This window comes from Bradyrhizobium sp. CSA207 (assembly GCF_029051685.1).
GTDB lineage: Bacteria > Pseudomonadota > Alphaproteobacteria > Rhizobiales > Xanthobacteraceae > Bradyrhizobium.
This window is the reverse complement of record NZ_JAACFT010000007.1, coordinates 124,132-146,978: the sequence shown is the minus strand read 5'-3', so window position 1 is coordinate 146,978 and position 22,847 is coordinate 124,132. Positions and strand designations below refer to the sequence as shown.

Below are 22,847 nucleotides of genomic sequence, written 5' to 3'. Positions count from 1 at the left end.
TGCCCGGCCTCCCGGTTCGCAAAGCACCGGTCATCAAGCCGTCGTTAACGGTCTTTCGTTCCGTGCGCCAGCCTTCATAGAAGATTTTCCCGCAACTGGGATCATGTCCGGGGTTTTTATCGCCGGGAATATTGTTTTGGATTTTGCAAGCGCCGCTCCCGCCGCCGTGAAGTCGATCAGGCAGCGTGATCTGCTGAACACGTGGCTGCGACTTTATGCGCGCCAGCAGATCGCGCCGGCGATCTGGGAGTATCAGCCTGCGCGGCTCGAGGAAGAGCTGTCGGACCTCATCTACTATACGGTGGACCATTCGACGCCGACGCCGCGCCTGACTATCCAGAGCGAAGGCACGCGCATCTCGCGCGCCTATGGACACACCGGCAAGGGCGTTCTGCTCGACGACTATATCGGGCCACGACTCGTGCCCTTTGTAATGCCCATCTACTATGAATGCGTGGCGCGTGGGCTCCCGGTCTACAGCGTAGCCGACGTCGACGACATCTATGGGCGTATCGTCGCGTATGAACGGCTGCTGCTGCCGTTTCAGACCGACAGCAAGGTCTGCCACATCATCGCATCGCTCAAGACCTTCTGCGAGGACGGCGGCTTCGAGATCAAAAATCTGATGCGCGGAAATGACGCGCTGCCGCGCCCGAAAGTACACGCGCTGATCGACCGCGACCTCTTTCACCGCACGCCCGGACGCATCGCGGCTGCCGATGTGGTGGAATTTGAGGAGCAGTCCGGTCCTGGCGTCGCCACGGAGATCATCGAGCTGAACTAGACCTTTGCCCTAACTGGTTAGGCCTTCGCGCTACTTGGCGCGGACTTCCTTCGCATAGATATCCGGCTTGAAGCCGACCAGCAGCTTGCCTCCGATTTCGAGCACCGGCCGCTTGATCATCGATGGTTGCGCTAGCATCAACGCCAGCGCCTTCTTTTCGGTCAAGCCTTCCTTGTCCGCGTCGGGCAGCTTCTTGAAGGTCGTGCCGGCGCGATTGAGCAGCGTCTCCCAGCCGAGCTTGTCGCTCCACTGCTTGAGCTTATCCTTCTCCACGCCCGCGGTCTTGTAGTCGTGAAACGCGTAGGCGACGCCATTCGTATCGAGCCAGGCGCGCGCCTTCTTCATGGTGTCGCAGTTCTTGATGCCGTAGATGATGTTGGGCAAGACGTTCCTCGCGCATGCGTCGTATCGTGGTGTCGTGGCGTTGTACGAAACTCCGCCTGGCGCCACAATATTGCGAACGAAGCTTTCGAACCCCTTGAGCGGACATACCATGCACGTCACCCACGATCCCGGCGCGGCTACGTCACCGATCATCGACTTCAACGCCTTCCTCGCGGTCGATATCCGCGTCGGCACCATCGTCGACGCCAAGCCGTTTCCGGAGGCGCGCAAGCCGGCCTGGCGTCTGTGGATCGACTTCGGTCCTGCCATCGGCGTGCGCAAGAGCTCGGCGCAGATCACGGAAAATCATCCGCTTGAGACGCTGGTGGGGCAACAGGTCGCCGCCGTCGTCAATTTCCCGCCGCGCCAGATCGGGCCGGTCGTCTCGGAGGTGTTGACGCTCGGCTTCCCCGACGCCGACGGCAAGGTCGTGCTGGTCCAGCCGGTCAAGCCCGTCCCGAACGGCGGGCGGCTGTTTTAGCTTGCGAGTTCAGGGACCGGGCCGTCGCTCGGGCCCACCAGTTGCCAACCCTTCCGCGGCTCAGGCCGTCCGGCTTGACAAAAACATTTTCGGCCTATAAAATCGACTGATCGATCGTTTTTTATTTGTTTGCGGCTGTGCCAGCCGGTTGCTTGAGAATCTCTAAAACGATCGAATCGTCGTTTATTTGCGGACGGCCCGATGCCCAAGATCAGCGAAAAGAAGCGCGAAAGCCGCCGGCAGCAGATCCTCGAGGCGGCCCTCGCCTGCTTCTCCGAAAACGGCTTTCACCAGACTGGCATGGCCGACATCGTGAAGCGGTCGGGGATGAGCCAGGGCGCGGTTTACCTGTACTTCCAGAGCAAGGACGATTTGATCGAGGCCCTCGCCGACGACCGGCACCGCCGCGAAGCTGTGCTCAACTCGGTTGCAAGGGGATCGGGCGATCCTATTGAAGGCCTTCACGCGCTGATCCGCGTCTATGCACAATGGCTCACCGATCCCGCCGGTGAAGCGCGGCGACGCGTCGGCATTCACGGCTGGGCCGAAGCGCTGCGCAACCGCCGCATTCGCGCCAGCGTCGTCGAAGGCATCGATATGCCGCGCGCGCTGATCGTCGCGCTGGTCGAGCGCGCCCAGCACGATGGACTCATCAAGCGCGACCTCGGCGCCGACGCGGTCGCGCGCGTGCTGGTCGCGATCTTCCAGGGCTTTGTGCTGCAAAAGTGCTGGGACGAGGACTTTGACGTTGAGGCCTGCATGGCGGCCGTCGCTAGCGTAATCGAAGGATTTCGCACGACGAAGCCGGACGTCGGGCGACGAACCAGGGCGTGAGCGATGTCCGTGATCCTCGAACTGCTCGCCGGCGCCGGCGTCGGTCTGGTTGGAGGGCTGGCATCCGGCTTGACGGGCACGAGTCCAGGTGGCGGTCTCGTGATCTTCTCCGTGCTACTGCTTGGCGCGGAGCAGCATGTGGCCCAAGGCACGTCGCTGATCGCACAGGTGCCTCCGACGGGCCTCGTTGGCGTGCGCCGCTATTGGCAGAGCGGCAATCGTAGCCCGCTGCAATGGATCATCTGGATCGGCGTCGGATTTCTGGTTGGCGGCGGAATCGGCGGCTATGCCGCGGCGGCGGTCTCCGACTCGTTCCTGCAATGGACTTACGCCTTCTACCTCGTCGCGCTGGTCGCACTGCTGGCTTCGCGCCGCGAACGCAAAGGCCAGAGCAGCGAGGCCAGCGGTCAAACCGAACTGCCCTGGCTCCCTTTGCTCCTCATCGGCACACTTGCCGGCTTTTCATCAGGCTTCATGGGCATCGGCGGTGGACTCGCGATCACGGTCGGCCTCGCGGCGGGCCTGCGCGTGCCGCAGCATCAGGCACAACTCGTCAGCCTCATCTTCTCGATCATCCCGACCAATATTCCGGCGGCCTCGATCTACTGGAGCAAGGGACTCGTAGTCGGCTGGCCCGCCATCATCGGCATTCTTGCCGGCCTCTGGGTCGGCACCGATCTTGGCGCACGCATGGCCAATGCTGTCAGCAAATCGGTACTACGCCGGATCATGATCGGGCTGATCTCACTGATGGCCCTCTACATGACCTACAAGGCTCTGACCTAGTTACGGCCGCTTGGGAATGTTGAGCCCGCGCTGTACGGCCGGACGCGCCAGCCCGCGTTCGAGCCAGGCAGCGACCGACTTGAACTGGCTGAATTCGACGAGGTCACCCGCACCGTAAAATCCGATTAGGTTGCGCACCCAGCCGAGCGTGGAGATGTCGGCGATGGTGTAGTCGTCGTCCATGAACCATTGCCGGCCGGACAGATGCGTCTCCATCACGCCGAGCAGGCGCTTGGACTCGTCCACATAGCGCTGCAGCGGCCGCTTGTCCTCAAACTCCTTGCCGGCAAATTTGTGGAAGAAGCCGACCTGGCCGAACATCGGCCCGATGCCGCCCATCTGGAAATGCACCCATTGGATGGTCTGGTAGCGGCGCGCGGCATCCTGCGGCAGAAGCTTGCCGGTCTTCTCCGCAAGGTATTGCAGGATCGCACCGGACTCGAACAGCGGCAGCGGCCTGCCACCCGGGCCGTTGGGGTCGAGGATCGCCGGGATCTTGCCGTTCGGATTGAGCGAGAGGAACTCCGGCGTTTTCTGGTCATCCTTGCCGAAATCGACGAGATGCACCTCGTAAGGCAGCCCGATCTCCTCCAGCATGATCGAGACCTTGACGCCGTTCGGGGTTGGCAGCGAATAGAGCTGAAGCAATTCGGGGTGCATGGCCGGCCAGCGCCCGGCTATGGGATAGGTGGAAAGATCGGACATTGAGACCCCGGCCTGGTTCGTGAGACGCGGCCTAATCTAGGCCGGCCTGCGAATGACACAAGGCCGAGCAGCCTTCACACGATCTTCCGTCGCCAAATTCGAGTCATAACGGCCGCAGCAGTTGACTTGTGGCGTATGCAGTATCGCGTTGCGCGCGTTGCTCGATGAAGAGCTGCCCCGTGACGAGGAGTGCTCCGATGAATACGAGCGCGAGCACCGCGGTCGCGAATTGACTGGCATCATTCATCGCGAGAGTTCTCTGTAGTCGTTCGCACGGAAAACGCGGACGACCATCGACAGTTCCTGCATATTCGAAGCAAATTGCCGCTTTTTCCCGCGCCGCACGACGGCCAGCGGGCTCAATAATTGATCTCCATCCGCAGTCCCCGCGGATCGATCTCGTTTCCGCCGACGCGCTGCGTGCTGTCGCGTGCCGCGATTGCGCAGGCACAGGCGTCGATCAGATCGTCGCGGCCGATGCCGGTGCCATGACGTTGCGTCAGCCATTTCGGTAGGCGCGTGAAGCCGCGCTGCTCCAGGAGCGCACTGCGCTGCTCGCGCCCGCGCACGGAATTCTTGCTGTCGAGGCGCACGCGGCCTGCGAGATTCCAGAAGACCAATTCCGGATGCGCCTCGCCGACGATCGCTTGCCGTGCCGGCGTCATGACCTCGTCGACGTCCCTGATCTTGTCCCTGATGTTCCAGAGCTGCGCCGAGACACCCCTGCCCTTGCCCTCGAGCTCCCAGTAGTGCCGATTGGCCGCAGCCATGTCGGCAAACGTCCACAGGTCTCGGCGCGCGCCGAGAAACACGGCAGCGCCGACCAGCTCGCGTGCATGCAAGTCGCAGGTTCGATAGCCGCTGGTGTTCAATCCGATCGGCATGTCGATCATCGCGCGCGCATGCGGCGTTGCGAGGAGACGCGTGAGGCCTGGTGAATAATCGAAGCCGTGATCGCCGCGATCATCGATCCAGGCCGCGACCCAGCCAAAGCGAAATCCATCGATGCCGAGATTGGTTTTCACGCCTACGATTCTGCTACCCTACGATGCTCGTTCATCCCGCGCTCTCAGTCGATGTTGCTCGAACAGGCGCTGCGCCAGCAATGCATGGCCGAGCGTGCCACCGGCCCGCACTGCAGCTGCGATCAGAGCAGCCTCGGCCACCTCCTCGCGCGTCGCACCGGCTTTCGCTGCTTGCACCGTGTGCACGTCGAGGCAATAGGCGCATTGCGTGGTGAGCGCGACCGCAAGCGAGATCAGCTCGCGATATTTTGGCGGGATCAGCCCGTCCTCGCGCTCGACCGCATGGCTGAAGGCGAGGAACGCGTTGGCCTCGACCGGCGCCAGCGCGGCGAAGGCGGGAATAGCTTTCAGGTCATCCGGGGTTTGATAATTTGTCATTGTCATCTCGTCAGATATTCGCGCATCAGGGCGCGGGCCCGATGCAGCCGCGCCTTGACGGCCTGCCTGGACGTGTCGAGTGCCACGGCGATTTCGTCGATAGTCATTTCCTTGACGTCCCGCATCAGCGCAACGTCGCGATAGTGCGCCGGCAGCGCCTCGAATGCAGCGGCCACGTCGAGCCGCAGATCGGCCTCCGGGCGCGACAGCAGCAGTGCCTCCGACTTCCCGTCGTCGATCGCCGCCGCGAGGCCTGCCTTGCGGGCCAGACGCAGACATTCGCGGCGAACCACGCTGAAAAGCCACGCGGAGAATGCCAGCAGGGAGCGGATCGTGCCGACATGGCGGAACAGTATCCACATCGCTTCCTGCGTCGCATCTTCGGCATCAGCAGAGCTGCGGCAGGTGGCGCGCGCATAGCGGCGGATGTCTGGCTGCGCCGTCTCGAGCAGAGACGCGATTGCCTGGGGATCGCCGAGCCGCGCCGCCTCGAACAGGTTTGGCGAGATAGCGACCGCGCTCACGATACGCCTCCCCTTCCGATGCCGGCCATCGCACACATCGGGCAATAGCCGACGAGGCCGGTCAGAGCGAAGCCTGCGCCACCGAGTGCGACCAGCCACGCCGCGATCCCGGCGAGATACACCAATGCGCTGATCGTAACCGCAACTCCGAGCGCAATCCGCAACGCCTGATGCAGGCCGCCGATATTCTTCCTGTAGAATCCCATCACATCCTCCGGCATGAGCCGAGGCGAAATGCCTCGACAGACAAGAGGGTGCGAAGGCCGGAAAGGATTCGCGGGGCCCAACAATTCTTTCGCGATCAGCTCCCGGCCGCCTGGTAGGCCAGCCGCTTGAACTCGAAGAAGAACGGATTCCAGAAGCCCATGTAGCGCTGGGCCATCAGCACCCCGGCGGTATTGGCCTGCGGGCATATCCACCAATGGGTACCGGCGAGCCCGCCCCACTGGAATTCGCCGGTCGAATTTGCGGGATCGAGGGGCGTCGGTGCGAACGTGACGGCGCCGCCGAGGCCAAAACCCTTGCCGGGGATGGGGCCGAGATTGGCGAAGCGAATGGTCTGCCCTGCAGGCAACTGGTTCGTCATCATCTGCCGCAGCGTCTCCGGCTTGAGGAGCGCGTCCGAGCCCGACAACAGCGCGCGCACCAGCGCGAGCATGTCGGGCAAGGTCGAGACCAGGCCGCCGCCGCCAGACAGCCGCGGGAATTGACGCCGATAGGCCTGCGGAAAGGGCAGATTGTCGGCACGCGTGAGGCCGGGCTTCATTGGATCGAGCACGTCGGCGCCGGTGTAGAGTGCGACCAGCCTGCCCTGCTCCGCCTCCGGCACGTAGAAGCCGGTATCGACCATGCCGAGCGGATCGAAGATGCGCGTCTTGAGGAAGGCATCCAGCGACTTGCCCGAGACGACCTCCACAACGCGGCCGAGCACGTCGGTGGCCACCGAATATTCCCAGCCCGTGCCGGGATGATAGGACAGCGGCAGATCGGCGAGCCCGTCGATCAGGTCGGTCAGCGGCGTCAACGGATTGAGCACCCGCGTCTCGTTGTAGCCCTTGAACAGCACCGTGCCGGGATCGAAGATGCCATAGCTGAGACCCGAGGTGTGGGTCAGAAGTTGCCGGATCGTGATCGGGCTCCTGGCCGGCTCGGCGTCGGCGAGGCTCGCCGCACCCTGCTTCAGGACCTTGCGATTGCCGAGTTGCGGCAGGAATTTCTCGATCGCATCATTGAGCCCGATGCGCCCCTCCTCGACCAACAGCATGACCGCGCAGGTAACGAAAATCTTGGTGTTGGAGAACGCGCGGAAAATGTGGTCGGGCCGCAATGCGGTGTCGGCCTCGCGGTCGGCAAAGCCGACGCATTGCTGGTCGACGATTTCGCGGCCACGCAGCACCGCCCAGGACACGCCGGGGATGATCTCCTGATCAACATAACGCTGCATCGCCGTCCGTGCGGCGGAAAAATCGGTCGTCCTGGCGTCCATGTGTTTCCCCAAATTGTGTTGAGATGGATATAGCGCGAAATCGCCGGGAATGAAGCTCGGCGAATAGCGCTCATTCCTGCTTCATCAGCGCGGTCACGTACAGGCGGCGGCGGATTGTCATCCCCTGCCGCTGATACAGCGCGATCGCCGACGCGTTGCTCGAGAACACGTGCAGGAACGGAATTTCGCCGCGCGCCTCGATCTGGCGCGCTACGGCCGCGAGCAAGGCCTGCGCATAGCCCCGGCCGCGATGCGCAGGATGCACGCAGACCGCGGTCATCTCGGTGAAATTTCCCGGCTTCATCCGCTCGCCCGCCATCGCGACCAGTTCGCCGCCGGCACGGATGCCGAGGAACGTGCCGAGTTCGTGCGTGCGAGCGGCAAACGGGCCGGGCTTGGTCAGTTCGGTCAACGCCATCATGGCGGGAACATCGGCTGCGCCGAGCGTGACAATCTCGGCATCGCGAAGCGGACTATCGGCCGGCGAGCCGATCATCTGCTCGCCGCTTTCGGCGAGCACGACCTTGAACCCGTCGGGAACGTCGACGGGCTCGGGCGTGAACAGCACGGCGACCTGCGAGCCCGACAGGAGTTCACCGAGCGCGGCGAAGCTTGCCGCCGACACGTCGACCATATCGGCGAACGGCGTCATCGCCACGGGATAGCGCAACGCGCGCGTGCTGCCTTCCGCGAGATGCTTCTGGCTGGTTGTCAGTGCACTCCAGATCGGACGATCCAGCAGCGTCTCATCACTGTTGGACACCGGCCTAGTCCTTGTCGAAGCTGACGATGACGGCAGCATTGGCGATGAGGATGGGGTCGTTGGCCTGTTCCGCGGCCGAGGGAATCTCCAGCCCGCCCTTGACCGCGTTGACGGTCACCGTGCCGTAAGGAAGCTCCTTGGCGACGGCTTCCTTGTCGACCGCCTCAGGGTTGGGCACCGCGATGGTGACGTCGACGAACATGTCGTTCGCGGTCTTGCCGATCATCCGGAAGAAGCCAAGGCTCGAATGCCTGATCGCATCCGACACCGCGCGCTTCGCTGCCTTGGTGGCGTCCTTGCCGTGGACGTCGACTCCCATGCCCATCTCGGTGATACAGCGAACGCGCGTCATCTCATATTCCTGTTGTTGGTTGGATGATATCGACGCAACTTGTTATCGTACTCGGTCCGGTCGTCATACTCCGTCATTGCGAGGAGCAAAGCGACGAAGCAATCCAGACTGCCTTCGCGGAGACAGCCTGGATTGCTTCGCTTCGCTCGCAATGACGAGGATGGCCAGAGCATCGCACAAAATCACGCCTTCGACTTCTCCCGCGCCCGCAACTCGTCGACGAGCACCCGCACGTTCTCCGTATAGTCGATCGGGATCGAGACCAGGTGCACGCCGCCCTCCTTGAAGGCAGCATCGAGTGTCGGGGCAAAGCTGTCGACGCTCTCGATGCGATGCCCCTTGGCGCCATAGGCTTTTGCATACAGGACGAAATCGGGATTGCCAAAAGTCATGCCGAAATCGGCGAAATGATCGACGGCCTGCTTCCAGCGGATCATGCCGTAGGCGTTGTCCTCGAGCACCAGCACGACCAGGTTAAGCTTGAGGCGGACGGCGGTTTCCATCTCCTGGCTGTTCATCATGAAGCCGCCGTCGCCGGCGACCGCGAGCACGCGGCGGTCCGGATAGAGCATCGCGGCCATCATCGCCGACGGCAGACCAGCACCCATCGTCGCCAGTGCGTTATCGAGCAGCAGCGTGTTGGCGACACGGGTGCGGTAGTTGCGCGCGAACCAGATCTTGTACATGCCGTTGTCGAGCGCGACGATGCCGTTCTCCGGCATCACCTGCCGGATGTCGTGCACGATGCGCTGCGGCGTCGGCGGCCAGCGCGCCTCGGTGGCGCGGTCGGCGATGTGAGAGAGGATTTTTTCGCGCAGCGGCAACAGCGCCGCCGCCTGCGGCAGCCTGCCTTCGACGCGATCGGCGAGCAGTTCCAGGCTCGGGCCGACGTCGCCGACGAGCTCGGCATCCGGGAAATAAACCTGCTCGACGCTGGCCGAGGTGTAGCTGACGTGAATGACCTTGGGCCCCGACGGCCCCATGATGAAGGGCGGCTTCTCGATCGGATCGTGACCGATCGCCACGATCAGGTCGGCGGCATCGATGGCCTCGTGAACGTAGTCGCGCTCGGACAGCGCCGCGGTGCCCATGTAGAGATTGGTGCCGCCGGGCACCGTGCCCTTGCCCATCTGCGTGGTGAAGAACGGAATGCCGGTCCGCCGCACGAAGCTTGCGATGCCGTGGGTCGCGCGCGGCCGGCTGGTCGCAGCGCCCATCATCACCAACGGATGTTTTGCGGCCAAGATCATCTCGGCGGCGCGGTCGAGCGCGGCGCGATGGGCGACCGGGATTTCGATCGGATGGACCGGGATCACAGGCACGAAAGGCACTTCATCGCCTGCGATGTCCTCCGGCAATTCGAGATGCACCGGACCCGGCCGCTCCTCCATCGCCACGCGAAAGGCGTCGCGGACCACGGTCGGGATGCTGGAGGCGCTGATGATCTGCCGCGACAGCTTCGTCAGCGGCTTCATGGTCGCGACCACGTCGACGATCTGAAAGCGCGCCTGCCGGCTGCTCATGATCGGCTTCTGGCCGGTGATCAGAATCATCGGCATCGCGCCGAGATGCGCATAGGCAGCTCCCGTGGACAGGTTGAGCGCGCCCGGGCCGAGCGTCGACAGACAGACGCCGGGCTTGCCGGTCAGCCGACCATGCGTCGCGGCCATGAAGGCGGCGGCCTGCTCGTGCCGTGTCAGAACCAGCTCGATCCTGGAGGTGCGGAGCGATTCCACGAAATCGAGATTTTCCTCGCCGGGAACGCCGAAGATGCGATCGACACCTTCATTCTCCAGTGCCGCGACAAACAGGTCCGACCCCTTCGCCTTGCGCTCCTGCCCGCTCATGTCGCCTCCCGGTCGCTATGCTGGCTCCCGTGTTCCACGGCAGCGAGTGCATGGTACCGGTCTGCGGCGCGGGCACAATTCACAATGAGGGGCGGCATCCGCGTCATGATTCGTTCCGTCATTCTGAGGTGCGAAGCCTGCGGTGCGAACGCATCGCGCGCGGCGCAATTGCGCCGCCGATCGCGCACCTGACGGTGACAGATTGTGAACTGCCTAGCCGCGACGTCTCGCCCCTCAATTGCAGGGCTTGCTGTCCTTGACGTCGAATTTGCCCATCGCGCCGGAGATGACGAAATCATTGTAATCGAGCACGAGTTGGCGGGAGACGCCGTTTTCGTAGAGCTCGAACGCCATCGCATAGACCGGGGTCTGCTCGCCCTCCTTCTGCTGGGCGTCGCGGTCGAAATAGCTGACGGTGACGGGCCAGCGCTTCAGCGATTTCATGTGCTCGTCCGAGGTTGACGGATCGGGCGAGGAGGCTGCGCGGTCGGCGGCGATCGGCTGGCCGATTACGGTCAGCGTGTTGTAGACCTTCTGCCCGTCGTCGGAGCCGTCATAGACGGAGAGTTCCAGCAGCGACTTGCCGTCCTTGGCGGCGGCGATGATGCGCTGGATCTGCTCGGTCGGGAATACGACCTTGCCGTCGAGCGTAAAACTCTTCGGCGCCGGCAGCTTCAGCTTGACGTTGATATGGTCGCCGTCGCGTTCCGCCGAGCCATCGACCCGGCCGGCGTCGGCCTCGTTCATCCGCGTCTCGATCTTGAAGCGATAGCTTTTGCCCGCAGCGTCCTCCCAGGAATTGGAGCGCAGATCGCTCAGCGTGACCTTGCCCTCGCCGCTGTCGAGCTCGGAGACCTGGCGGAATTCGGACGTATAGCCCTCGCAAGAGCTTCCACCGAAATTGTAGAGGATGCGGCCGCGCGCGCTGTTGATCGAATTCGAGCGCGATTTCACGAGGCTCAGATCGTAGAGCGCCTGGTGCGCCAGGAACGGACCGCTGGCTGCGTCAGCCCTGCCGCCGGCCCCGAAAGCGGCCGCCGCGAGCGCCATCACACCGAGCGAAGTCCGGAAAAGGTGCACCATGTCTGTCCCTTGGGAAGCGCAGATTCGACACTTTAATGACCGTTCCAATGCGTCGCAACTGCGGCGGTTTCACGTATAATTGCGGCGCGTCGTTGAACCTCCTGTCCCGCCTCAGGAAAATGCGGCCCGGGCCTAGCCTCCCACCGCCGGCACCGGGCTTGCTTGCATGTGGCGGCATGATGGGCGAAACAGGGCGCACCCGGCCGCGAAAAGTGGCACCGGGGCGAAATGAATTTTGGGATATCGAGGTCGAGACATGGCGGGCACGGTCGAGCAGAAACTGGCGGAACAGGGCATCAAGCTGCACGAGGCCCCCACCCCCGTGGCCAACTACGTGCCGTTCGTGCGCACCGGCAATTTGCTGTTCGTCTCCGGCCAGGTCTGCTTCGATCCCGCCGGCAAGCTGATCGCCAAGGGCAAGCTGGGCGCTGACGTCCCGATCGAACAGGGCGCGGCGGCCGCGCGCGGCTGTGCCGTCAACCTGCTGGCCCAGGTCAAGGCGGCGCTCGGCGACCTCGACAAGGTCGTGCGCGTTGTGCGCCTTGGCGGCTTCATCAACTCGGCGCCCGACTTCCTGGACGGACCGAAGGTCCTGAACGGCGCCTCCGACCTGATGGTCGCCGCCTTTGGCGACAAGGGCCGCCACGCCCGCACCACCGTCGGCGTCGCCTCGCTGCCCGCGGATGCAGCGGTCGAGGTCGAAGCCGTGTTCGAGGTCGCCTGACGCGGAGCGAACGGCCTTGCGCGCTCCTGATTGGCTGACGGCCCGTCCGGTTGCCCATCGCGGCCTGCATGACATCTCACGCGGTATCGTGGAGAACATGCCGGGCGCGGTGCAGGCTGCGATCGCGGGCAATTTTTCGATCGAGGTCGACATCCAGCTCTCCGCCGACGGCGAGGCGATGGTGCACCATGACCATGCGCTCGGCCGCCTCACCGAGGCGACTGGCGAGCTGGTCGAGAGGACTGCGGCTGAGCTGAAGGCCCTCACGTTCAAGGACACCACCGAGCGGATGATGTCGCTCGGCGACCTCTGCTCCGTGGTTGCCGGCCGCGTGCCGCTGGTGATCGAGGTGAAGAGCCGTTTTGACGGAGACCGCAAGCTGGTAACGCGGATGGCCGAGGTCCTGCCGTCCTACGATGGCCCCGCCGTGGGCATGTCCTTCGATCCCGACCAGGTGCTGGCCCTGCGCGAGTTGCTGCCCTCGCGCCCCCGCGGCATCGTCGCGCAGCGGACCTACGAGGACGAATATTGGGCGAAGCTGACGCAGGCGCAGCGCGACAGCATGCTGTCCCTCCGCCACGGCCTGCAGACCCAGCCGCATTTCGTCGCCTTCAAGGTCGACCACCTCCCGGCGCCCGCGCCCTGGATCGCCCGTAACGTGTTCGGCTGCGCCCTGCTCGGCTGGACCGTGCGCACGCCGGAGCAGCGGACGCGGGTCGGGCAGTATGCGGATCAAATGATCTTCGAGGGATTCGTGCCGTAGGGAGTTGCCCGTGTCCCGGACGCGCTGCAACGCGTAGGGTTGCTGCGCAGAGCCGGGACTTCTCCGCGAATTCGGTTCGGCATTGGGCCCCGGACGCAGCGCACCGCTGAAGGGCGCTGCGCTGCGTCCGGAGCACGAGAGGGGTCCGCCTCTTGAAGTCGCTGCTGCAATGCACGATCTTGGGCACGATGGCATCATCCGAAATCACCCTCGAAGCCGTACCGTCCATCGGCGAAGTGTCACCTGACGACTGGGACGCCTGCGCAAATCCCGGCAAGGCCTGCAACGGACATGGCAAGAACGGACATGGCAAGGGAACCTCATCCGGGCTCCCAGGCGATTCCGCCGGTCTCTCAAAAATTGCCTATAACCCCTTCGTCTCGCACGCATTTCTCTCTGCGGTCGAGAAGTCGGGTTCGGCGACCATCCGCACCGGCTGGGGGCCGCGGCACCTCGTGGCCAAGATCGACGGCCGCGTCGCCGGCATCGTGCCCTGCTATCTGAAATCGCATTCGCAAGGCGAATACGTCTTCGACCGCGGCTGGGCGGATGCCTATGAGCGCGCCGGCGGGCGCTATTATCCAAAGCTGCAAGTCTCGGTTCCCTTCACGCCGGCGACCGGGCCGCGGCTCCTGATCCGCGACGGCGTCGATCGTGAGCGCATCGCGGAGGCGCTGGCAAGCGGGCTGGTGGCGCTGTGCGGGGTCAGCAAGGCCTCCTCCGTCCACGTGACGTTCGCGCTTGAGGCCGAATGGAAACTGCTCGCCAAGCACGGCTTCCTCCAGCGCACCGACCAGCAGTTCCACTGGCACAATGAGGGCTTTGCGACCTTCGATGACTTCCTCGCCACCCTGAACTCACGCCATCGCAAATCGATCAAACGCGAGCGGCGCGAGGCGCTGGCCGCCGACGTCACCATCCACTCGCTCACGGGAAGCGACATCACCGAGGATGCCTGGGACGCCTTCTTCGCCTTCTACATGGAGACAGGCTCGCGCAAATGGGGCCGGCCGTATCTGACGCGCGAATTCTTCTCGCTGATCGGCGAGACCATGAGCCAGGACGTGCTGCTCGTCATGGCCCGCCGCAACGACCGCTGGATCGCGGGCGCGATCAACTTCATCGGCTCGGACACGCTGTTCGGCCGCAACTGGGGCGCGATCGAGCATCATCCGTTCCTGCATTTCGAAGTCTGCTATTATCAGGCGATCGATTTCGCGATCAAACGCGGCCTGAGGCATGTCGAGGCCGGCGCGCAGGGCGAGCACAAGATCGCGCGCGGCTACCTGCCGCGCACCACCTACTCCGCCCACTTCATCGCCGACCCGGGCCTGCGCCGCGCCATCGACGATTACCTCAAGCGCGAACGCGCCTACGTTGCGGAAGCCGGACGTGAGCTGGCCGACATGGGACCGTTCCGAAAGGACGCCGACGAGGCGCCTTGACGCCCCCACTTGTCTGGTGACAGTAAGCGCAAAGTTTCGAGGAGCCGCCGCCATGACCGCCTACGATCCCAACAACATCTTTGCAAAGATCCTGCGTGGCGAATTTCCCTGCTACAAGGTCTACGAGGACGAGCACGTCTTCGCCTTCCTCGACATCATGCCGCGCGTGACCGGCCACACGCTGGTGATCCCGAAGACCCCTGCCCGCAACATCCTCGACGTCACGGCTGACGACTACGCCCACGTCGCCCGCGGCGCGCACAAGATCGCGGCTGCCGCGATGAAGGCGTTCAAGGCCGACGGCATCACCGTGCAGCAGTTCAACGAGCCCGCCGGTGGACAGGTGGTGTTTCATTTGCACATGCACGTGATGCCCCGCCATGACGGCGTAGCAATGCTGCCGCCCGCAAGCCGCAAGGAAGACGTCAAGGTGTTGGAAGAGAACGCCGACAAGCTGATCGCGGCGTTGAAGGCGGGCTGATCGCCTCCCCCGTCATTGCGAACGAAGCGAAGCAATCCAGACTGCTTCCGCAGAGGCAGTAGGATTGCTTCGTCGCATCAGCGCAAAATTGCTACGCAATTTTGTCGCGAGCTCCTCGCAATGACGGGGTTGGAGCGGAGCGCCCCTCACTCCGTCTAAAAATCCCCGGCCTGCGGCTGCGCCAGCGGGGTGAACTCGCAGCGATCGGGCTTGAGGTCGATCAGCGGCGTGTTGTCGATGCAGTCGAGGCCACGCACCAGGATCGCATTGGCCTCGATGCCGACCAGCTTGACGATCGAGGTGCCGATCGGATTGGGCCGCACCGGCGAGCGCAGCGAGAAGGTGCCGCGGGTCTTCTCGTTGTTCTTCGGGCTCTGCAAAACGATGTCGCGGCGCGACTTGTCGAGCCAGTAGAGCACTTCGAGATTGCTGTAGAAATCGACACCCTTTATCGCCGGCACGAACGGCTCGAAGATCTCGAGCCGGCAGATAGGGCCGTCGTGACGTCCTTGCCGCGGCGTCTCCAGTCGAGACGTCCAGGGCGTGCGGATGCGGCCAATGAAGACCAGCCCGGCATCCTGCGCCGGCGGCAGCTCGATGGCGACCTCGCCCTCGCGGAGCTCGTTTTGGCGAACCATATTTCCAGTTCCTTGCTATTCGGAAGCGGTTTTAGCCCAACCACCACTTGCCGGCCAGCATGAAGACCTCGCCGGCGACGACGCCGGCAAAGATCGAGCGGCGCGTGCGGCGGGGCTGGCATGCGTGGCGGACTGCCGCCTAGCGCCAGGCGATGCTCGGGTAGATCACGTCGAACAAACCGGTCCACGCCATGATCGCGCACAGGCCCAGCGTGGCTGCCAGGGATAGCCGTTCATATCCATGAGCGGACGCCCGCCTGGTCACGATGAAGTATGCGAGAGCGATGGCGATCAACGGCAGCTTGAAAGTGTACAGCAATGTAAGCGGCACCGACTGGACGATCAGTTTGGCGACGGGCAGATCAAAAAACTTGATGTCGACAACGCTGGAGCCGATCCCCGCAACGAGAGTGGCCGCCAACAGGGCCAAAACTGTGATCATCCTTATCTGGTAGCGGTGGCAGATAAGCCCGAATGCCAACAAGCTCCAGCTGAGGCAGATGGCAACCTTGCTCACCCCAACGGTTCCGCTGATCGGATGCCCCTCCAGTTTCGCGGCCCACAACAGAGCGTTGGAGAAGTCTGCATTCAAGGCGAGCCAGAGCACCAGGCTCACCACGCAAGCGCACGCCAGAGCAATTCTTTGGACTGTTCCGGCGGAATCTCCGGATGTTGCGCCGCCGATCACCTGCACCAGATTCCGTAGCTCCGCTCTCCGCAGGCCGCTCGCCCGTCGATTGTCCTTTCACACGGTTGCACCTGCCGCACAAGATCAAAGCAATGCTTTGATCTCGCTCCTCACAAAGGAGCAGCTCTGGCTCTCCTACCCAGCTACACCCCTGTTCTTCAGCACGAAGCAGGCGCCGCCGGCCTTGCGGATGCGGTTGCACAGGTCATCCGCCTCACTACGCGTGTCGGCGCCGATGCGCACCTGATAGAAGGCGCGCGTGCCGCGGCTACGCATCACCGACGAGAGGAGGCTCGGATCGCGGTCGCCGATCACCGCGCTCAGCCGCGTCACCGCGCGGGAATACATCGCCAGCGCCCTGTTGCGGTCGAAGCCGGCGGCGAGCTGCACGCCCCAGGTCTTTGCGGCGGCGAGCTCCACATGCTGCTCGAGTTCGGCGACGAAGGGATTCGGCGCGCGCTTCAAGAGCGCCATCAAATCGCGGCAGCTCGTGGGCGGCGCGCTTGGCGGCCCCTCGCCGGTCGCACCAGCCTTGGCCCAGGCCTCGACCGTCGCGCCGGTGATGGCGAGGACGTAGTTGCGAGTCTGCTCCGGCATGGGGCCGCTACCGGCAAGCCATTCCTGGACCCGGCGCGGCCCGGCATTGTAGGCGGCGGCCGCAAGGCCGAGATTGCCGAACTGGTTGCGCAGCTCGTTCAAAAACTCCGCCGACTTCGGCAGCGCCTGCACCGGATTGAAGGGATTGAGCAGCCCGCGCTCGCTCGCCGTGCCCGGCATAAACTGCGCGATCCCCTGCGCGCGGTCGCCGCTGCGGGTCACCGGCCCGACGGCATCGGTCTGGAAGCGGCTCTCCTGCCAGATCACACGGGCGAAGAATTCCAGCGGCAAATTGGCATCGCGCGCCGCAGCCTCGATGATCAGGCAGATCGATTCGCGTGTGTCGTTCTCGCGCGCATCCGCAGGCTTTTGCGGCTTCGTCGCAAGCTCCTCGACGTTCGGCACCGCGACGTCGGTCTGTGCCGGAGAACTGTCCCATGCGAGCCCCCGCGTGACCGACAGAAGCAGCGTTGCGATGATGGCCGGCGCGGCGCGACCGCGTCTGTGGCGCACGCCGGCACGGCGTGCCACAAGGTGATCTGCCATGTTGTGGCATTGTGCCATCGTTCAAAGAGTTGCCAATATGCTGCCTGACCTGCTTCCCTCAATGCGCTACCCCGCCAAACGGATCCACACCATCCTTGTCCTCGCCTGGGCCGCCCTCGCGGTGATGGCCGCGCCGGCCATGGCGCAAGTCGCCACACAGATCACCTGGCGGATGACGACCGAGTACCCGCAGAACAACATTTCCGGAATCGGGCTCACGACCTTTGCCAAGCGCGTGGCTGAGCGCACCAACGGGTTCGTGACGGTGAGCAGCGCCTTCGATAACGAACTCAAGATCAGCTCGGGCGAGATGCCCCGCGCCGCCCTGGACGGCCGGATCGCCGGTGGCGATGCCTTTGCAGGCGCACTGTCCGGCCTCGACCCGGTGCTCGGTTTGTCCACCCTGCCCTTCCTGGTGCAATCGGTCGACGTCGCCCGCGATGCCAATCTGCGGGCACGCCCGCTCTACGAGAAGGCGCTCGCGGCGCGCGGCCTCAAACTGCTTTATGTGACGATCTGGCCCGCCACAGGCCTCTGGTCCGACCATCCGCTCGAAGGCGACGGCGACTTGCCGAAACTGAACTTGCGGGCTTATGACGCCAACTCCAGCGACGTCATGCGCGCGGCCGGCGCAAATGCGCAGTTCCTGCCGATGGACGCGGCGCTCGCCGGGCTCAGGGAGCACCGGTTGAATGCGGTCCTCACGTCTGGCGACGGTGGCGCTGGACGCAAGCTCTGGGACTTTTTGCCGCATTTTACGGCCATCAATTACGCGATGCCGGTCTCCATCGCCTTTGTCCGCAACGATGCGTTTGCGGAGCTGTCCGAGCCGGTGCAACGCGAGGTCCTGGCGGCGGCGGCCGAGACCGAGCAAAGCCAGTTCGCACTGCTCGCCCATCGCACCTCCGAAAATTATGCGCGCATGCGCGACAACGGCGTCCGCATTACCGAGCCCGCGCCGCCGTCGCTCCTCGCCGCACTCCGGAAGGCGGCGACGGCCACAGTCACCGCGTGGCAGACGCAGGCCGGCACGGATGCCGCTGCGATCGTCGAATGGACCAAGCAGCAATGAAGGCAGCAGCGGCGGCGCTGCCTTAGTTTTTGACCGGAACCGGGCTTTCACCGCTGATGGCGCGATCAAGCGCGTCGATCAGCGCCTGAAATTCGACGAATTTGTTGCGCGCGCGTTCGGCCGTGTCGCGCTCAAAGGGGGCCGCCAGAACTTTCGCATGCGCGTCTCGGTCCTCGATCATGCGATCGCGGGCTTTCTTCAGTGTCTCAAGTCGCTCGCTCATATAGGCTCCTCTGCATATATCTTCCCAATCAAGGTCTCAGTCGAAGCCCGCCGGAAGCTCGCCCTTCCGGAAGAACACCGTAGGCTCATCGTCATAGTCCCCCATTTCGGGATCGCCGCTGGACGAGAACGCAACGACGCCGAGCTTGCTCAATGCCAATCGCTCCGCGGTTCGCAGCGCACCGCTTTCCGACTTGCAGACGATCGGAGAGTCGGCCTTCAGATTTCCGCCCTTGCCGGCATTGAATGCCTGCACCACGTAAGTTGTTTCGCGGGCCATGACGGTTCCTCGTTATCCATCGCGACAACACATAACCGCAAAGTATGCGCTTCCGAGTGGCAGCTGCGCATGCGACGCCCCATTGGCCGCCCGCCCTCAGGCTCCCGCACCCGGTTTGTCAAACACCTCAACAACCGCGACAGATATTCTTCAGCTTCGCCGCGGTTATGGCCTCTTCCGCAACGAACGGGTCTTTGTATGGAGCAGCCCGGGATGCGTCGCCCTCTACAGCGGAGGGTTTCTTGACTTTCGGAGGAAACGCGGCGTCATAGCAGGCGAGCCGCCCGCTGGTGCTTTCGATCGCGCGGCAATCGGACTCGCCGGCGATCGCGCCTTGCGCAAACGTGCCGAGCACCAATGCGGCAAGCAGCGGTTTCATGCAGACGTTTTTCCAGGCCGCAATCATATCAAAGATCCTGTGATTTCTGCCCATGCACCGCCGGTTGCTGCTCCAGCCAGGTGCGACTGCGGATGGATACGGAAGCAGCCATTTGAAGAGCTGCTGGCGTCTCATCAATCTTCGAACTGATCGAACTCGTCAGGCAACAGAAGTCGGCCCTGCGGCGTGCATATGCGTACGTCGAGATAGCCTTCCTGCACCAGCTCTCTCGCCTTCTTCAGGGCGGCAGCGGTCGTAGCCCGGCCAAGGCTGACGCGGCCGCCTTCATGATCCCCGCTGACGAGGTATTGCAGTTGCGGCGTCTTATCCATGCAGGAAAGCCGCCGCGGCCACCAGCAGCAGAAGAAATAGCGGGACCATCACTGGCGGCACGATCCAATCGGCCAGATGAAATCGAGACATGCACCCTCCTCCTCTGTCGGCGGGAGTGCTCGTGACCCTCAGTCACCGATGGAAGCCGTTGGAAGGGCGGTGATGGCGCGACTTTACGCCCACGTTTTGCGAATAGCGAGCCTTAAAACGGTACGCGACATTAGCGAAGGGAGTCCGGTATGACGACTGTGCGAGTTGCCTCGGCCTGCAGCCTCGTCTAGGTCGGGCAATAGACGGCAGTATCAACGCAGGCGCGGCGACAATGGTGACTATCTATTTTGATCTCGACGGCACGCTGACCAACCCGAAACCCGGAATCACGCGCTCGATTCAGTACGCACTTGAGCGGCTAGGCGTTGCCGTGCCGAGCGAGGACGAGCTGACCTGGTGCATCGGCCCGCCGCTGCATGCCAGCCTGAAAAAGCTCGCCGGATCGGACGAGCTCGCCGACCGCGCGCTGCTGCTTTATCGCGAGCGCTTCAGCGATGTCGGCCTGTTCGAGAACGAGGCCTACAGCGGAATTACGGACACATTGTCCTCGCTGGCAGCAACAGGCCAGCGAATGTTCGTCGCCACCAGCAAGCCTGTGATCTATGCCACCCGCATCGTCGATCATTTCGGCCTGAAACCGTATTTCGAGCGCGTGTTCGGCTCCGAGCTCGACGGCACGCGCGTCGACAAGCGCGACCTGCTCCGCTACGCGCTCGATGAGGCCAAGGTCGATCCGCGTAGCGCCATCATGATCGGCGACCGCAGCCATGACGTGATCGGTGCCCGGACCAACGGCATGACCGCGATCGGCGTACTCTATGGCTATGGCAGCGAGGCGGAGCTCAAAGAGGCCGGCGCACATCACATCTGCGCCGCGCATCCCGAGCTGCTCGGCCATTGCGTCGTGTAACCCTCACGCGCCGGCGGTCTCGACCGCGGCCAGCATGCCCGTTTTCGGATGGCAGTTCAGGTATTCAAAGAACTGCTCATCCCCAGCCGCCACCGTGACCTCGTGATAGAGCCGGAGTTTTGCCGACGGCCCCAGCGTCGAGAGAAATTTCATCGCCGCGCCGAAGATCTTGACGTGAGTCGGATGCGACTCCGCCCAGCGCTCCAGCGCCGCAAGGCTGTTCCACCAGCTCTGGCCGTAGGATTTTTCGCTGGCGCTGCCATCAGCCGTGAGCACGTGCATGTAGCGGTTGCCGTAGCAGCCGATGCCGAGGCCGTGATCGCGCAGGAAATCCATGCCTTCGCGCAGCACCGGCTCGACGTCGTCGAGATAGAGCTTGCGCTCCGACGCCTCCGTGTCGCTCCAGTCCTGTCCGGAACGGATCAGGCAGAGATTGTCATGCGCTTGCACACGCAGCCGCGCGCCGTCGCGGATCAATTCGGGATTGCCGGCGGGCGCCATTGCGTCGGTCTGCGACAGCGGAATGCGGTCGCGCATGCCGCCCCAATAGGCATGCTCCTGCACCTCGCCGCTCATGCCCTCGGCAATGGCGGCCACGCCCTCGGGGCGGTCGATCGAGGAGAACAACGTCTCGTGCCGCGCAACTAAGGGACGTAGCACCTCGATGAAAGTCCCGATCCCATCACGTGCCTTCCCCGTCCACGCCTCGCGCGCCGGCGCAAACCAGGCGTCGAAGCGCGCGATGTCGTCCCAATAGGCGACGGAGACCACGTTCTCATGGCCGACCTGATCGATGTAGCGCGCGCGGTCCCAATGCGATGGGCCGCTTTCCTTCGCAAAGCGTCCGGCGATTTCTGCGAGCGCAGCCGTCGCGACTGTTGGCGCCGTGCCGCGATACTGCACGCCGAAATAGGCCATCGCGACACGGCTGACCGTGGGCTTGTAGCGCGCGACGAACGACGGATATGGCGGCTGGTAATCGTCGGGCACTCGCTTGTGGCGCGAGCGCTTCATTTCCAGGTTCTGAGGAATAGCAGATTCCATGATCGGGCCTCCCTGCAAGCTCAGCTTGCCGCCGCGGCGATGTCCGTTGGCTCGACGGTATCAACCGGCAGCGCAAACTGCTCGACGCGCTGGTACCGCTTCTTGTTGAGGAGGAGCCGCGTGACGTCTGGGCGCGAATAGTGCCCGGCCGGATCGGCCGCGTTCTTGGCGACGCCGATGGCGCCGAGATCGATCTCGGCGATCAACAACCCCTCCTGGTCCGGCGCGAGCTTGTCGCCGATCTGGCTGCCGTCCGGGCCGTAAATCGCGGCGAACCCGCCACCGACGTGGAGCAGCGCGTTCTTGTCGGGCCGGTCGCAGAGCTCGTCGATCATGGCCTGCGACACCGTTGCGCAGGGCGCGAGCACGAAGCAGGAACCTTCGACCGCATAGACGCGCGAGGCGGCGTTGTTCACCTCGGCGCCCAGCGCCGGCGCGAAGGGATCGTAGAGCGAAAAGCTCGGCCAGGCCGCGACATGGACCTGCTCGTTCTGGGCATACATCGCGTATTTCGACAACGGCTGGAGATGCTCCCAGCAGCACAGCGCGCCGATGCGGCCGATGTCGGACCTGGCGTGGACGGCGAGGTCGCTGCCGTCGCCCTCGCCATAGACGGTGCGCTCGGCATGGGTCGGCCGCAGCTTGCGGCGCGTTGCAATCGTCTCGCCATCGGGACCGATCAGCCATTGCGCGAGGTAGAGGCTGCCGCCGTCGCGCTCGGACAGGCCGATCACGGTGGTGAGCTTTGCCTTCCGTACGGCGTCGCGCAGCTTCCCGGCCTGCGGGCTGTCATAGGACAGCGAATTGTCGAAATAGCGCTGCACGAAGCCGCGGCTGATCGCCCAGGCCGGCGAGTCCAGCCAGATGTGCCAGGGGTAACCGGGGATGAAAGCCTCCGGAAAGGCGATCAGCCTGGCGCCCTTTTCTGCCGCCTCCCTGATGAGGGCGATCGACTTGTCGATCGAGGCGTCGAGATCGAGCCAGGCGGGCGCCGCCTGCACCACCGCCACCTTGTATTTCGGATGTTGGATGCCCATTGCCGCCTCCTCGTGCTCCGCTGGGACAGGTGGCTTTCCGGTTGATCGCGGCCCGCCCCCGATGCAGTCTATTGGGCCAGAGCCGGATGAGGTTCGCTCGACCGCCACGGCACGAAAATTCGACTGGAATGGCGGTACGGAATTTGCCTCGAGCTCTGCCAGGCCAGCGATTGCATGCGAATTTCGCGACGTGAAAGGGAGGCCA

General features: G+C 63.9%; 30 protein-coding genes and 1 pseudogene. 10 read left to right on the top strand and 21 right to left on the bottom strand.

All coding sequences use genetic code 11. The annotated features are described in order from the left end of the window. The first annotated feature begins 103 nt into the window (after positions 1-103). Positions 104-784 (top strand): hypothetical protein, encoded by a 681-nt coding sequence (locus tag GWG65_RS10025; RefSeq protein ID WP_275195356.1) that lies wholly within the window; start codon positions 104-106, stop codon positions 782-784. A gap of 30 nt (positions 785-814) precedes the next feature. Here GWG65_RS10025 and GWG65_RS10020 read toward each other — a convergent pair whose 3' ends face one another. Next, on the bottom strand, positions 815-1,168 hold the full coding sequence (locus tag GWG65_RS10020; RefSeq protein WP_275195355.1) for an ArsC family reductase: 354 nt from the start codon (positions 1,166-1,168) through the stop codon (positions 815-817). A 109-nt stretch (positions 1,169-1,277) separates the two neighbouring features. Between GWG65_RS10020 and GWG65_RS10015 the strand changes: the two genes are divergently transcribed. The 3 genes from GWG65_RS10015 (at position 1,278) to GWG65_RS10005 (ending at position 3,269) form a co-directional block, all read left to right on the top strand. Continuing rightward, positions 1,278-1,649 (top strand): tRNA-binding protein, encoded by a 372-nt coding sequence (locus GWG65_RS10015; RefSeq protein WP_275195353.1) that lies wholly within the window; start codon positions 1,278-1,280, stop codon positions 1,647-1,649. Positions 1,650-1,850: 201 nt separating this feature from the next. After that, on the top strand, positions 1,851-2,483 hold the full coding sequence (locus GWG65_RS10010) for a TetR/AcrR family transcriptional regulator (protein ID WP_275195352.1): 633 nt from the start codon (positions 1,851-1,853) through the stop codon (positions 2,481-2,483). A gap of 3 nt (positions 2,484-2,486) precedes the next feature. Then, on the top strand, positions 2,487-3,269 hold the full coding sequence (locus GWG65_RS10005) for a sulfite exporter TauE/SafE family protein (protein ID WP_275195351.1): 783 nt from the start codon (positions 2,487-2,489) through the stop codon (positions 3,267-3,269). Here GWG65_RS10005 and GWG65_RS10000 read toward each other — a convergent pair whose 3' ends face one another. The 10 genes from GWG65_RS10000 to GWG65_RS09955 all read right to left on the bottom strand — a co-directional run bounded on the left by GWG65_RS10000 (position 3,270) and on the right by GWG65_RS09955 (position 11,432). Beyond that, positions 3,270-3,974, bottom strand: coding sequence for a glutathione S-transferase N-terminal domain-containing protein (locus tag GWG65_RS10000; protein WP_275195350.1), 705 nt, complete (start codon positions 3,972-3,974; stop codon positions 3,270-3,272). A 359-nt stretch (positions 3,975-4,333) separates the two neighbouring features. Further along, the gene (locus tag GWG65_RS09995; RefSeq protein ID WP_275195349.1) at positions 4,334-4,999 is read right to left on the bottom strand and encodes a DUF429 domain-containing protein; all 666 of its coding nucleotides are present in this window, start codon (positions 4,997-4,999) and stop codon (positions 4,334-4,336) included. A gap of 18 nt (positions 5,000-5,017) precedes the next feature. Further along, the gene (locus GWG65_RS09990) at positions 5,018-5,377 is read right to left on the bottom strand and encodes a carboxymuconolactone decarboxylase family protein (RefSeq protein ID WP_275195348.1); all 360 of its coding nucleotides are present in this window, start codon (positions 5,375-5,377) and stop codon (positions 5,018-5,020) included. Positions 5,378-5,379: 2 nt separating this feature from the next. Further along, entirely contained in the window at positions 5,380-5,901 is a 522-nt protein-coding gene (locus GWG65_RS09985; RefSeq protein ID WP_275195347.1) for a sigma-70 family RNA polymerase sigma factor, read from the bottom strand. Then, complete coding sequence (locus GWG65_RS09980; protein ID WP_275195346.1) at positions 5,898-6,107, bottom strand: DUF2892 domain-containing protein; 210 nt, start codon at positions 6,105-6,107, stop codon at positions 5,898-5,900. Before GWG65_RS09980 ends, GWG65_RS09985 begins: the two co-directional genes overlap by 4 nt. Positions 6,108-6,202: 95 nt before the next feature. Next, the gene (locus GWG65_RS09975) at positions 6,203-7,387 is read right to left on the bottom strand and encodes a serine hydrolase domain-containing protein (protein WP_275195345.1); all 1,185 of its coding nucleotides are present in this window, start codon (positions 7,385-7,387) and stop codon (positions 6,203-6,205) included. Positions 7,388-7,457: 70 nt separating this feature from the next. Beyond that, complete coding sequence (locus GWG65_RS09970) at positions 7,458-8,150, bottom strand: GNAT family N-acetyltransferase (protein ID WP_275195344.1); 693 nt, start codon at positions 8,148-8,150, stop codon at positions 7,458-7,460. 4 nt (positions 8,151-8,154) lie between these two features. Beyond that, entirely contained in the window at positions 8,155-8,502 is a 348-nt protein-coding gene (locus GWG65_RS09965; RefSeq protein ID WP_275195343.1) for a Lin0512 family protein, read from the bottom strand. Positions 8,503-8,684: 182 nt separating this feature from the next. Beyond that, entirely contained in the window at positions 8,685-10,349 is a 1,665-nt protein-coding gene (locus GWG65_RS09960) for an acetolactate synthase large subunit (RefSeq protein WP_275195341.1), read from the bottom strand. 234 nt (positions 10,350-10,583) lie between these two features. Then, positions 10,584-11,432: a cell envelope integrity EipB family protein gene (locus GWG65_RS09955; protein WP_275195340.1), complete on the bottom strand. Its 849-nt coding sequence runs from the start codon at positions 11,430-11,432 to the stop codon at positions 10,584-10,586. Positions 11,433-11,688: 256 nt separating this feature from the next. Here GWG65_RS09955 and GWG65_RS09950 point away from each other — a divergent pair, with 256 nt between their 5' ends. The 4 genes from GWG65_RS09950 to GWG65_RS09935 all read left to right on the top strand — a co-directional run bounded on the left by GWG65_RS09950 (position 11,689) and on the right by GWG65_RS09935 (position 14,845). Further along, positions 11,689-12,156, top strand: coding sequence for a RidA family protein (locus GWG65_RS09950; RefSeq protein ID WP_275195339.1), 468 nt, complete (start codon positions 11,689-11,691; stop codon positions 12,154-12,156). Between the two features lie 16 nt (positions 12,157-12,172). Beyond that, positions 12,173-12,919 carry a glycerophosphodiester phosphodiesterase gene (locus GWG65_RS09945; protein ID WP_275195338.1) on the top strand — a complete coding sequence of 249 codons (747 nt, stop codon included), beginning with the start codon at positions 12,173-12,175 and terminating at the stop codon, positions 12,917-12,919. Positions 12,920-13,107: 188 nt separating this feature from the next. Continuing rightward, positions 13,108-14,364 (top strand): GNAT family N-acetyltransferase, encoded by a 1,257-nt coding sequence (locus GWG65_RS09940; RefSeq protein ID WP_275195336.1) that lies wholly within the window; start codon positions 13,108-13,110, stop codon positions 14,362-14,364. A 52-nt stretch (positions 14,365-14,416) separates the two neighbouring features. Then, positions 14,417-14,845: an HIT domain-containing protein gene (locus GWG65_RS09935; protein ID WP_275195335.1), complete on the top strand. Its 429-nt coding sequence runs from the start codon at positions 14,417-14,419 to the stop codon at positions 14,843-14,845. A gap of 155 nt (positions 14,846-15,000) precedes the next feature. Here GWG65_RS09935 and tsaA read toward each other — a convergent pair whose 3' ends face one another. The 4 genes and pseudogenes from tsaA to GWG65_RS09915 form a co-directional block, all read right to left on the bottom strand. Then, positions 15,001-15,483, bottom strand: coding sequence for a tRNA (N6-threonylcarbamoyladenosine(37)-N6)-methyltransferase TrmO (tsaA, locus tag GWG65_RS09930; RefSeq protein WP_275195334.1), 483 nt, complete (start codon positions 15,481-15,483; stop codon positions 15,001-15,003). A 31-nt stretch (positions 15,484-15,514) separates the two neighbouring features. Beyond that, positions 15,515-15,589 (bottom strand): annotated as a pseudogene (locus GWG65_RS09925) (AzlD domain-containing protein); the annotation flags it as partial. A 33-nt stretch (positions 15,590-15,622) separates the two neighbouring features. Then, positions 15,623-16,177 carry a hypothetical protein gene (locus tag GWG65_RS09920; protein WP_275195333.1) on the bottom strand — a complete coding sequence of 185 codons (555 nt, stop codon included), beginning with the start codon at positions 16,175-16,177 and terminating at the stop codon, positions 15,623-15,625. A 129-nt stretch (positions 16,178-16,306) separates the two neighbouring features. Then, positions 16,307-17,332 (bottom strand): lytic transglycosylase domain-containing protein, encoded by a 1,026-nt coding sequence (locus tag GWG65_RS09915; protein WP_275195331.1) that lies wholly within the window; start codon positions 17,330-17,332, stop codon positions 16,307-16,309. Between the two features lie 19 nt (positions 17,333-17,351). Between GWG65_RS09915 and GWG65_RS09910 the strand changes: the two genes are divergently transcribed. Further along, a complete protein-coding gene (locus GWG65_RS09910; RefSeq protein ID WP_275195329.1) occupies positions 17,352-18,386 on the top strand; it encodes a TRAP transporter substrate-binding protein in 1,035 nt (344 codons plus the stop codon). A 22-nt stretch (positions 18,387-18,408) separates the two neighbouring features. Here GWG65_RS09910 and GWG65_RS09905 read toward each other — a convergent pair whose 3' ends face one another. The 4 genes from GWG65_RS09905 to GWG65_RS09890 all read right to left on the bottom strand — a co-directional run bounded on the left by GWG65_RS09905 (position 18,409) and on the right by GWG65_RS09890 (position 19,599). Then, a complete protein-coding gene (locus GWG65_RS09905) occupies positions 18,409-18,609 on the bottom strand; it encodes a hypothetical protein (RefSeq protein WP_342760637.1) in 201 nt (66 codons plus the stop codon). A 36-nt stretch (positions 18,610-18,645) separates the two neighbouring features. Then, a complete protein-coding gene (locus GWG65_RS09900; RefSeq protein WP_275195326.1) occupies positions 18,646-18,888 on the bottom strand; it encodes a hypothetical protein in 243 nt (80 codons plus the stop codon). A gap of 127 nt (positions 18,889-19,015) precedes the next feature. Beyond that, positions 19,016-19,294, bottom strand: coding sequence for a hypothetical protein (locus GWG65_RS09895; protein ID WP_275195324.1), 279 nt, complete (start codon positions 19,292-19,294; stop codon positions 19,016-19,018). Between the two features lie 107 nt (positions 19,295-19,401). Further along, entirely contained in the window at positions 19,402-19,599 is a 198-nt protein-coding gene (locus GWG65_RS09890; RefSeq protein ID WP_275195323.1) for a hypothetical protein, read from the bottom strand. A 323-nt stretch (positions 19,600-19,922) separates the two neighbouring features. Between GWG65_RS09890 and GWG65_RS09885 the strand changes: the two genes are divergently transcribed. Further along, a complete protein-coding gene (locus GWG65_RS09885; protein ID WP_275195321.1) occupies positions 19,923-20,561 on the top strand; it encodes an HAD family hydrolase in 639 nt (212 codons plus the stop codon). A gap of 3 nt (positions 20,562-20,564) precedes the next feature. Here the strand turns inward: GWG65_RS09885 and GWG65_RS09880 are convergent, their stop codons facing one another. Together GWG65_RS09880 and GWG65_RS09875 are read right to left on the bottom strand one after the other, a co-directional pair. Beyond that, the gene (locus tag GWG65_RS09880; RefSeq protein ID WP_275195320.1) at positions 20,565-21,605 is read right to left on the bottom strand and encodes a phenylacetaldoxime dehydratase family protein; all 1,041 of its coding nucleotides are present in this window, start codon (positions 21,603-21,605) and stop codon (positions 20,565-20,567) included. A gap of 20 nt (positions 21,606-21,625) precedes the next feature. Then, entirely contained in the window at positions 21,626-22,642 is a 1,017-nt protein-coding gene (locus GWG65_RS09875; RefSeq protein WP_275195318.1) for a carbon-nitrogen hydrolase family protein, read from the bottom strand. Between the last annotated feature and the right edge of the window lie 205 nt (positions 22,643-22,847).

Excerpts from the sequence above, each read along its gene's own strand:
- GWG65_RS10025 (WP_275195356.1), top strand. The coding sequence starts at position 104 with ATGTCCGGGGTTTTTATCGCCGGGAATATTGTTTTGGATTTTGCAAGC.
- GWG65_RS10015 (WP_275195353.1), top strand. The coding sequence starts at position 1,278 with ATGCACGTCACCCACGATCCCGGCGCGGCTACGTCACCGATCATCGAC.
- GWG65_RS10010 (WP_275195352.1), top strand. The coding sequence starts at position 1,851 with ATGCCCAAGATCAGCGAAAAGAAGCGCGAAAGCCGCCGGCAGCAGATC.
- GWG65_RS10005 (WP_275195351.1), top strand. The coding sequence starts at position 2,487 with ATGTCCGTGATCCTCGAACTGCTCGCCGGCGCCGGCGTCGGTCTGGTT.
- GWG65_RS10000 (WP_275195350.1), bottom strand. The coding sequence starts at position 3,974 with ATGTCCGATCTTTCCACCTATCCCATAGCCGGGCGCTGGCCGGCCATG.
- GWG65_RS09990 (WP_275195348.1), bottom strand. The coding sequence starts at position 5,377 with ATGACAAATTATCAAACCCCGGATGACCTGAAAGCTATTCCCGCCTTC.
- GWG65_RS09980 (WP_275195346.1), bottom strand. The coding sequence starts at position 6,107 with ATGGGATTCTACAGGAAGAATATCGGCGGCCTGCATCAGGCGTTGCGG.
- GWG65_RS09975 (WP_275195345.1), bottom strand. The coding sequence starts at position 7,387 with ATGGACGCCAGGACGACCGATTTTTCCGCCGCACGGACGGCGATGCAG.
- GWG65_RS09965 (WP_275195343.1), bottom strand. The coding sequence starts at position 8,502 with ATGACGCGCGTTCGCTGTATCACCGAGATGGGCATGGGAGTCGACGTC.
- GWG65_RS09960 (WP_275195341.1), bottom strand. The coding sequence starts at position 10,349 with ATGAGCGGGCAGGAGCGCAAGGCGAAGGGGTCGGACCTGTTTGTCGCG.
- GWG65_RS09955 (WP_275195340.1), bottom strand. The coding sequence starts at position 11,432 with ATGGTGCACCTTTTCCGGACTTCGCTCGGTGTGATGGCGCTCGCGGCG.
- GWG65_RS09950 (WP_275195339.1), top strand. The coding sequence starts at position 11,689 with ATGGCGGGCACGGTCGAGCAGAAACTGGCGGAACAGGGCATCAAGCTG.
- GWG65_RS09940 (WP_275195336.1), top strand. The coding sequence starts at position 13,108 with ATGGCATCATCCGAAATCACCCTCGAAGCCGTACCGTCCATCGGCGAA.
- GWG65_RS09935 (WP_275195335.1), top strand. The coding sequence starts at position 14,417 with ATGACCGCCTACGATCCCAACAACATCTTTGCAAAGATCCTGCGTGGC.
- tsaA (WP_275195334.1), bottom strand. The coding sequence starts at position 15,483 with ATGGTTCGCCAAAACGAGCTCCGCGAGGGCGAGGTCGCCATCGAGCTG.
- GWG65_RS09915 (WP_275195331.1), bottom strand. The coding sequence starts at position 17,332 with ATGGCACAATGCCACAACATGGCAGATCACCTTGTGGCACGCCGTGCC.
- GWG65_RS09910 (WP_275195329.1), top strand. The coding sequence starts at position 17,352 with ATGCTGCCTGACCTGCTTCCCTCAATGCGCTACCCCGCCAAACGGATC.
- GWG65_RS09905 (WP_342760637.1), bottom strand. The coding sequence starts at position 18,609 with ATGAGCGAGCGACTTGAGACACTGAAGAAAGCCCGCGATCGCATGATC.
- GWG65_RS09900 (WP_275195326.1), bottom strand. The coding sequence starts at position 18,888 with ATGGCCCGCGAAACAACTTACGTGGTGCAGGCATTCAATGCCGGCAAG.
- GWG65_RS09895 (WP_275195324.1), bottom strand. The coding sequence starts at position 19,294 with ATGATTGCGGCCTGGAAAAACGTCTGCATGAAACCGCTGCTTGCCGCA.
- GWG65_RS09890 (WP_275195323.1), bottom strand. The coding sequence starts at position 19,599 with ATGGATAAGACGCCGCAACTGCAATACCTCGTCAGCGGGGATCATGAA.
- GWG65_RS09885 (WP_275195321.1), top strand. The coding sequence starts at position 19,923 with ATGGTGACTATCTATTTTGATCTCGACGGCACGCTGACCAACCCGAAA.
- GWG65_RS09880 (WP_275195320.1), bottom strand. The coding sequence starts at position 21,605 with ATGGAATCTGCTATTCCTCAGAACCTGGAAATGAAGCGCTCGCGCCAC.
- GWG65_RS09875 (WP_275195318.1), bottom strand. The coding sequence starts at position 22,642 with ATGGGCATCCAACATCCGAAATACAAGGTGGCGGTGGTGCAGGCGGCG.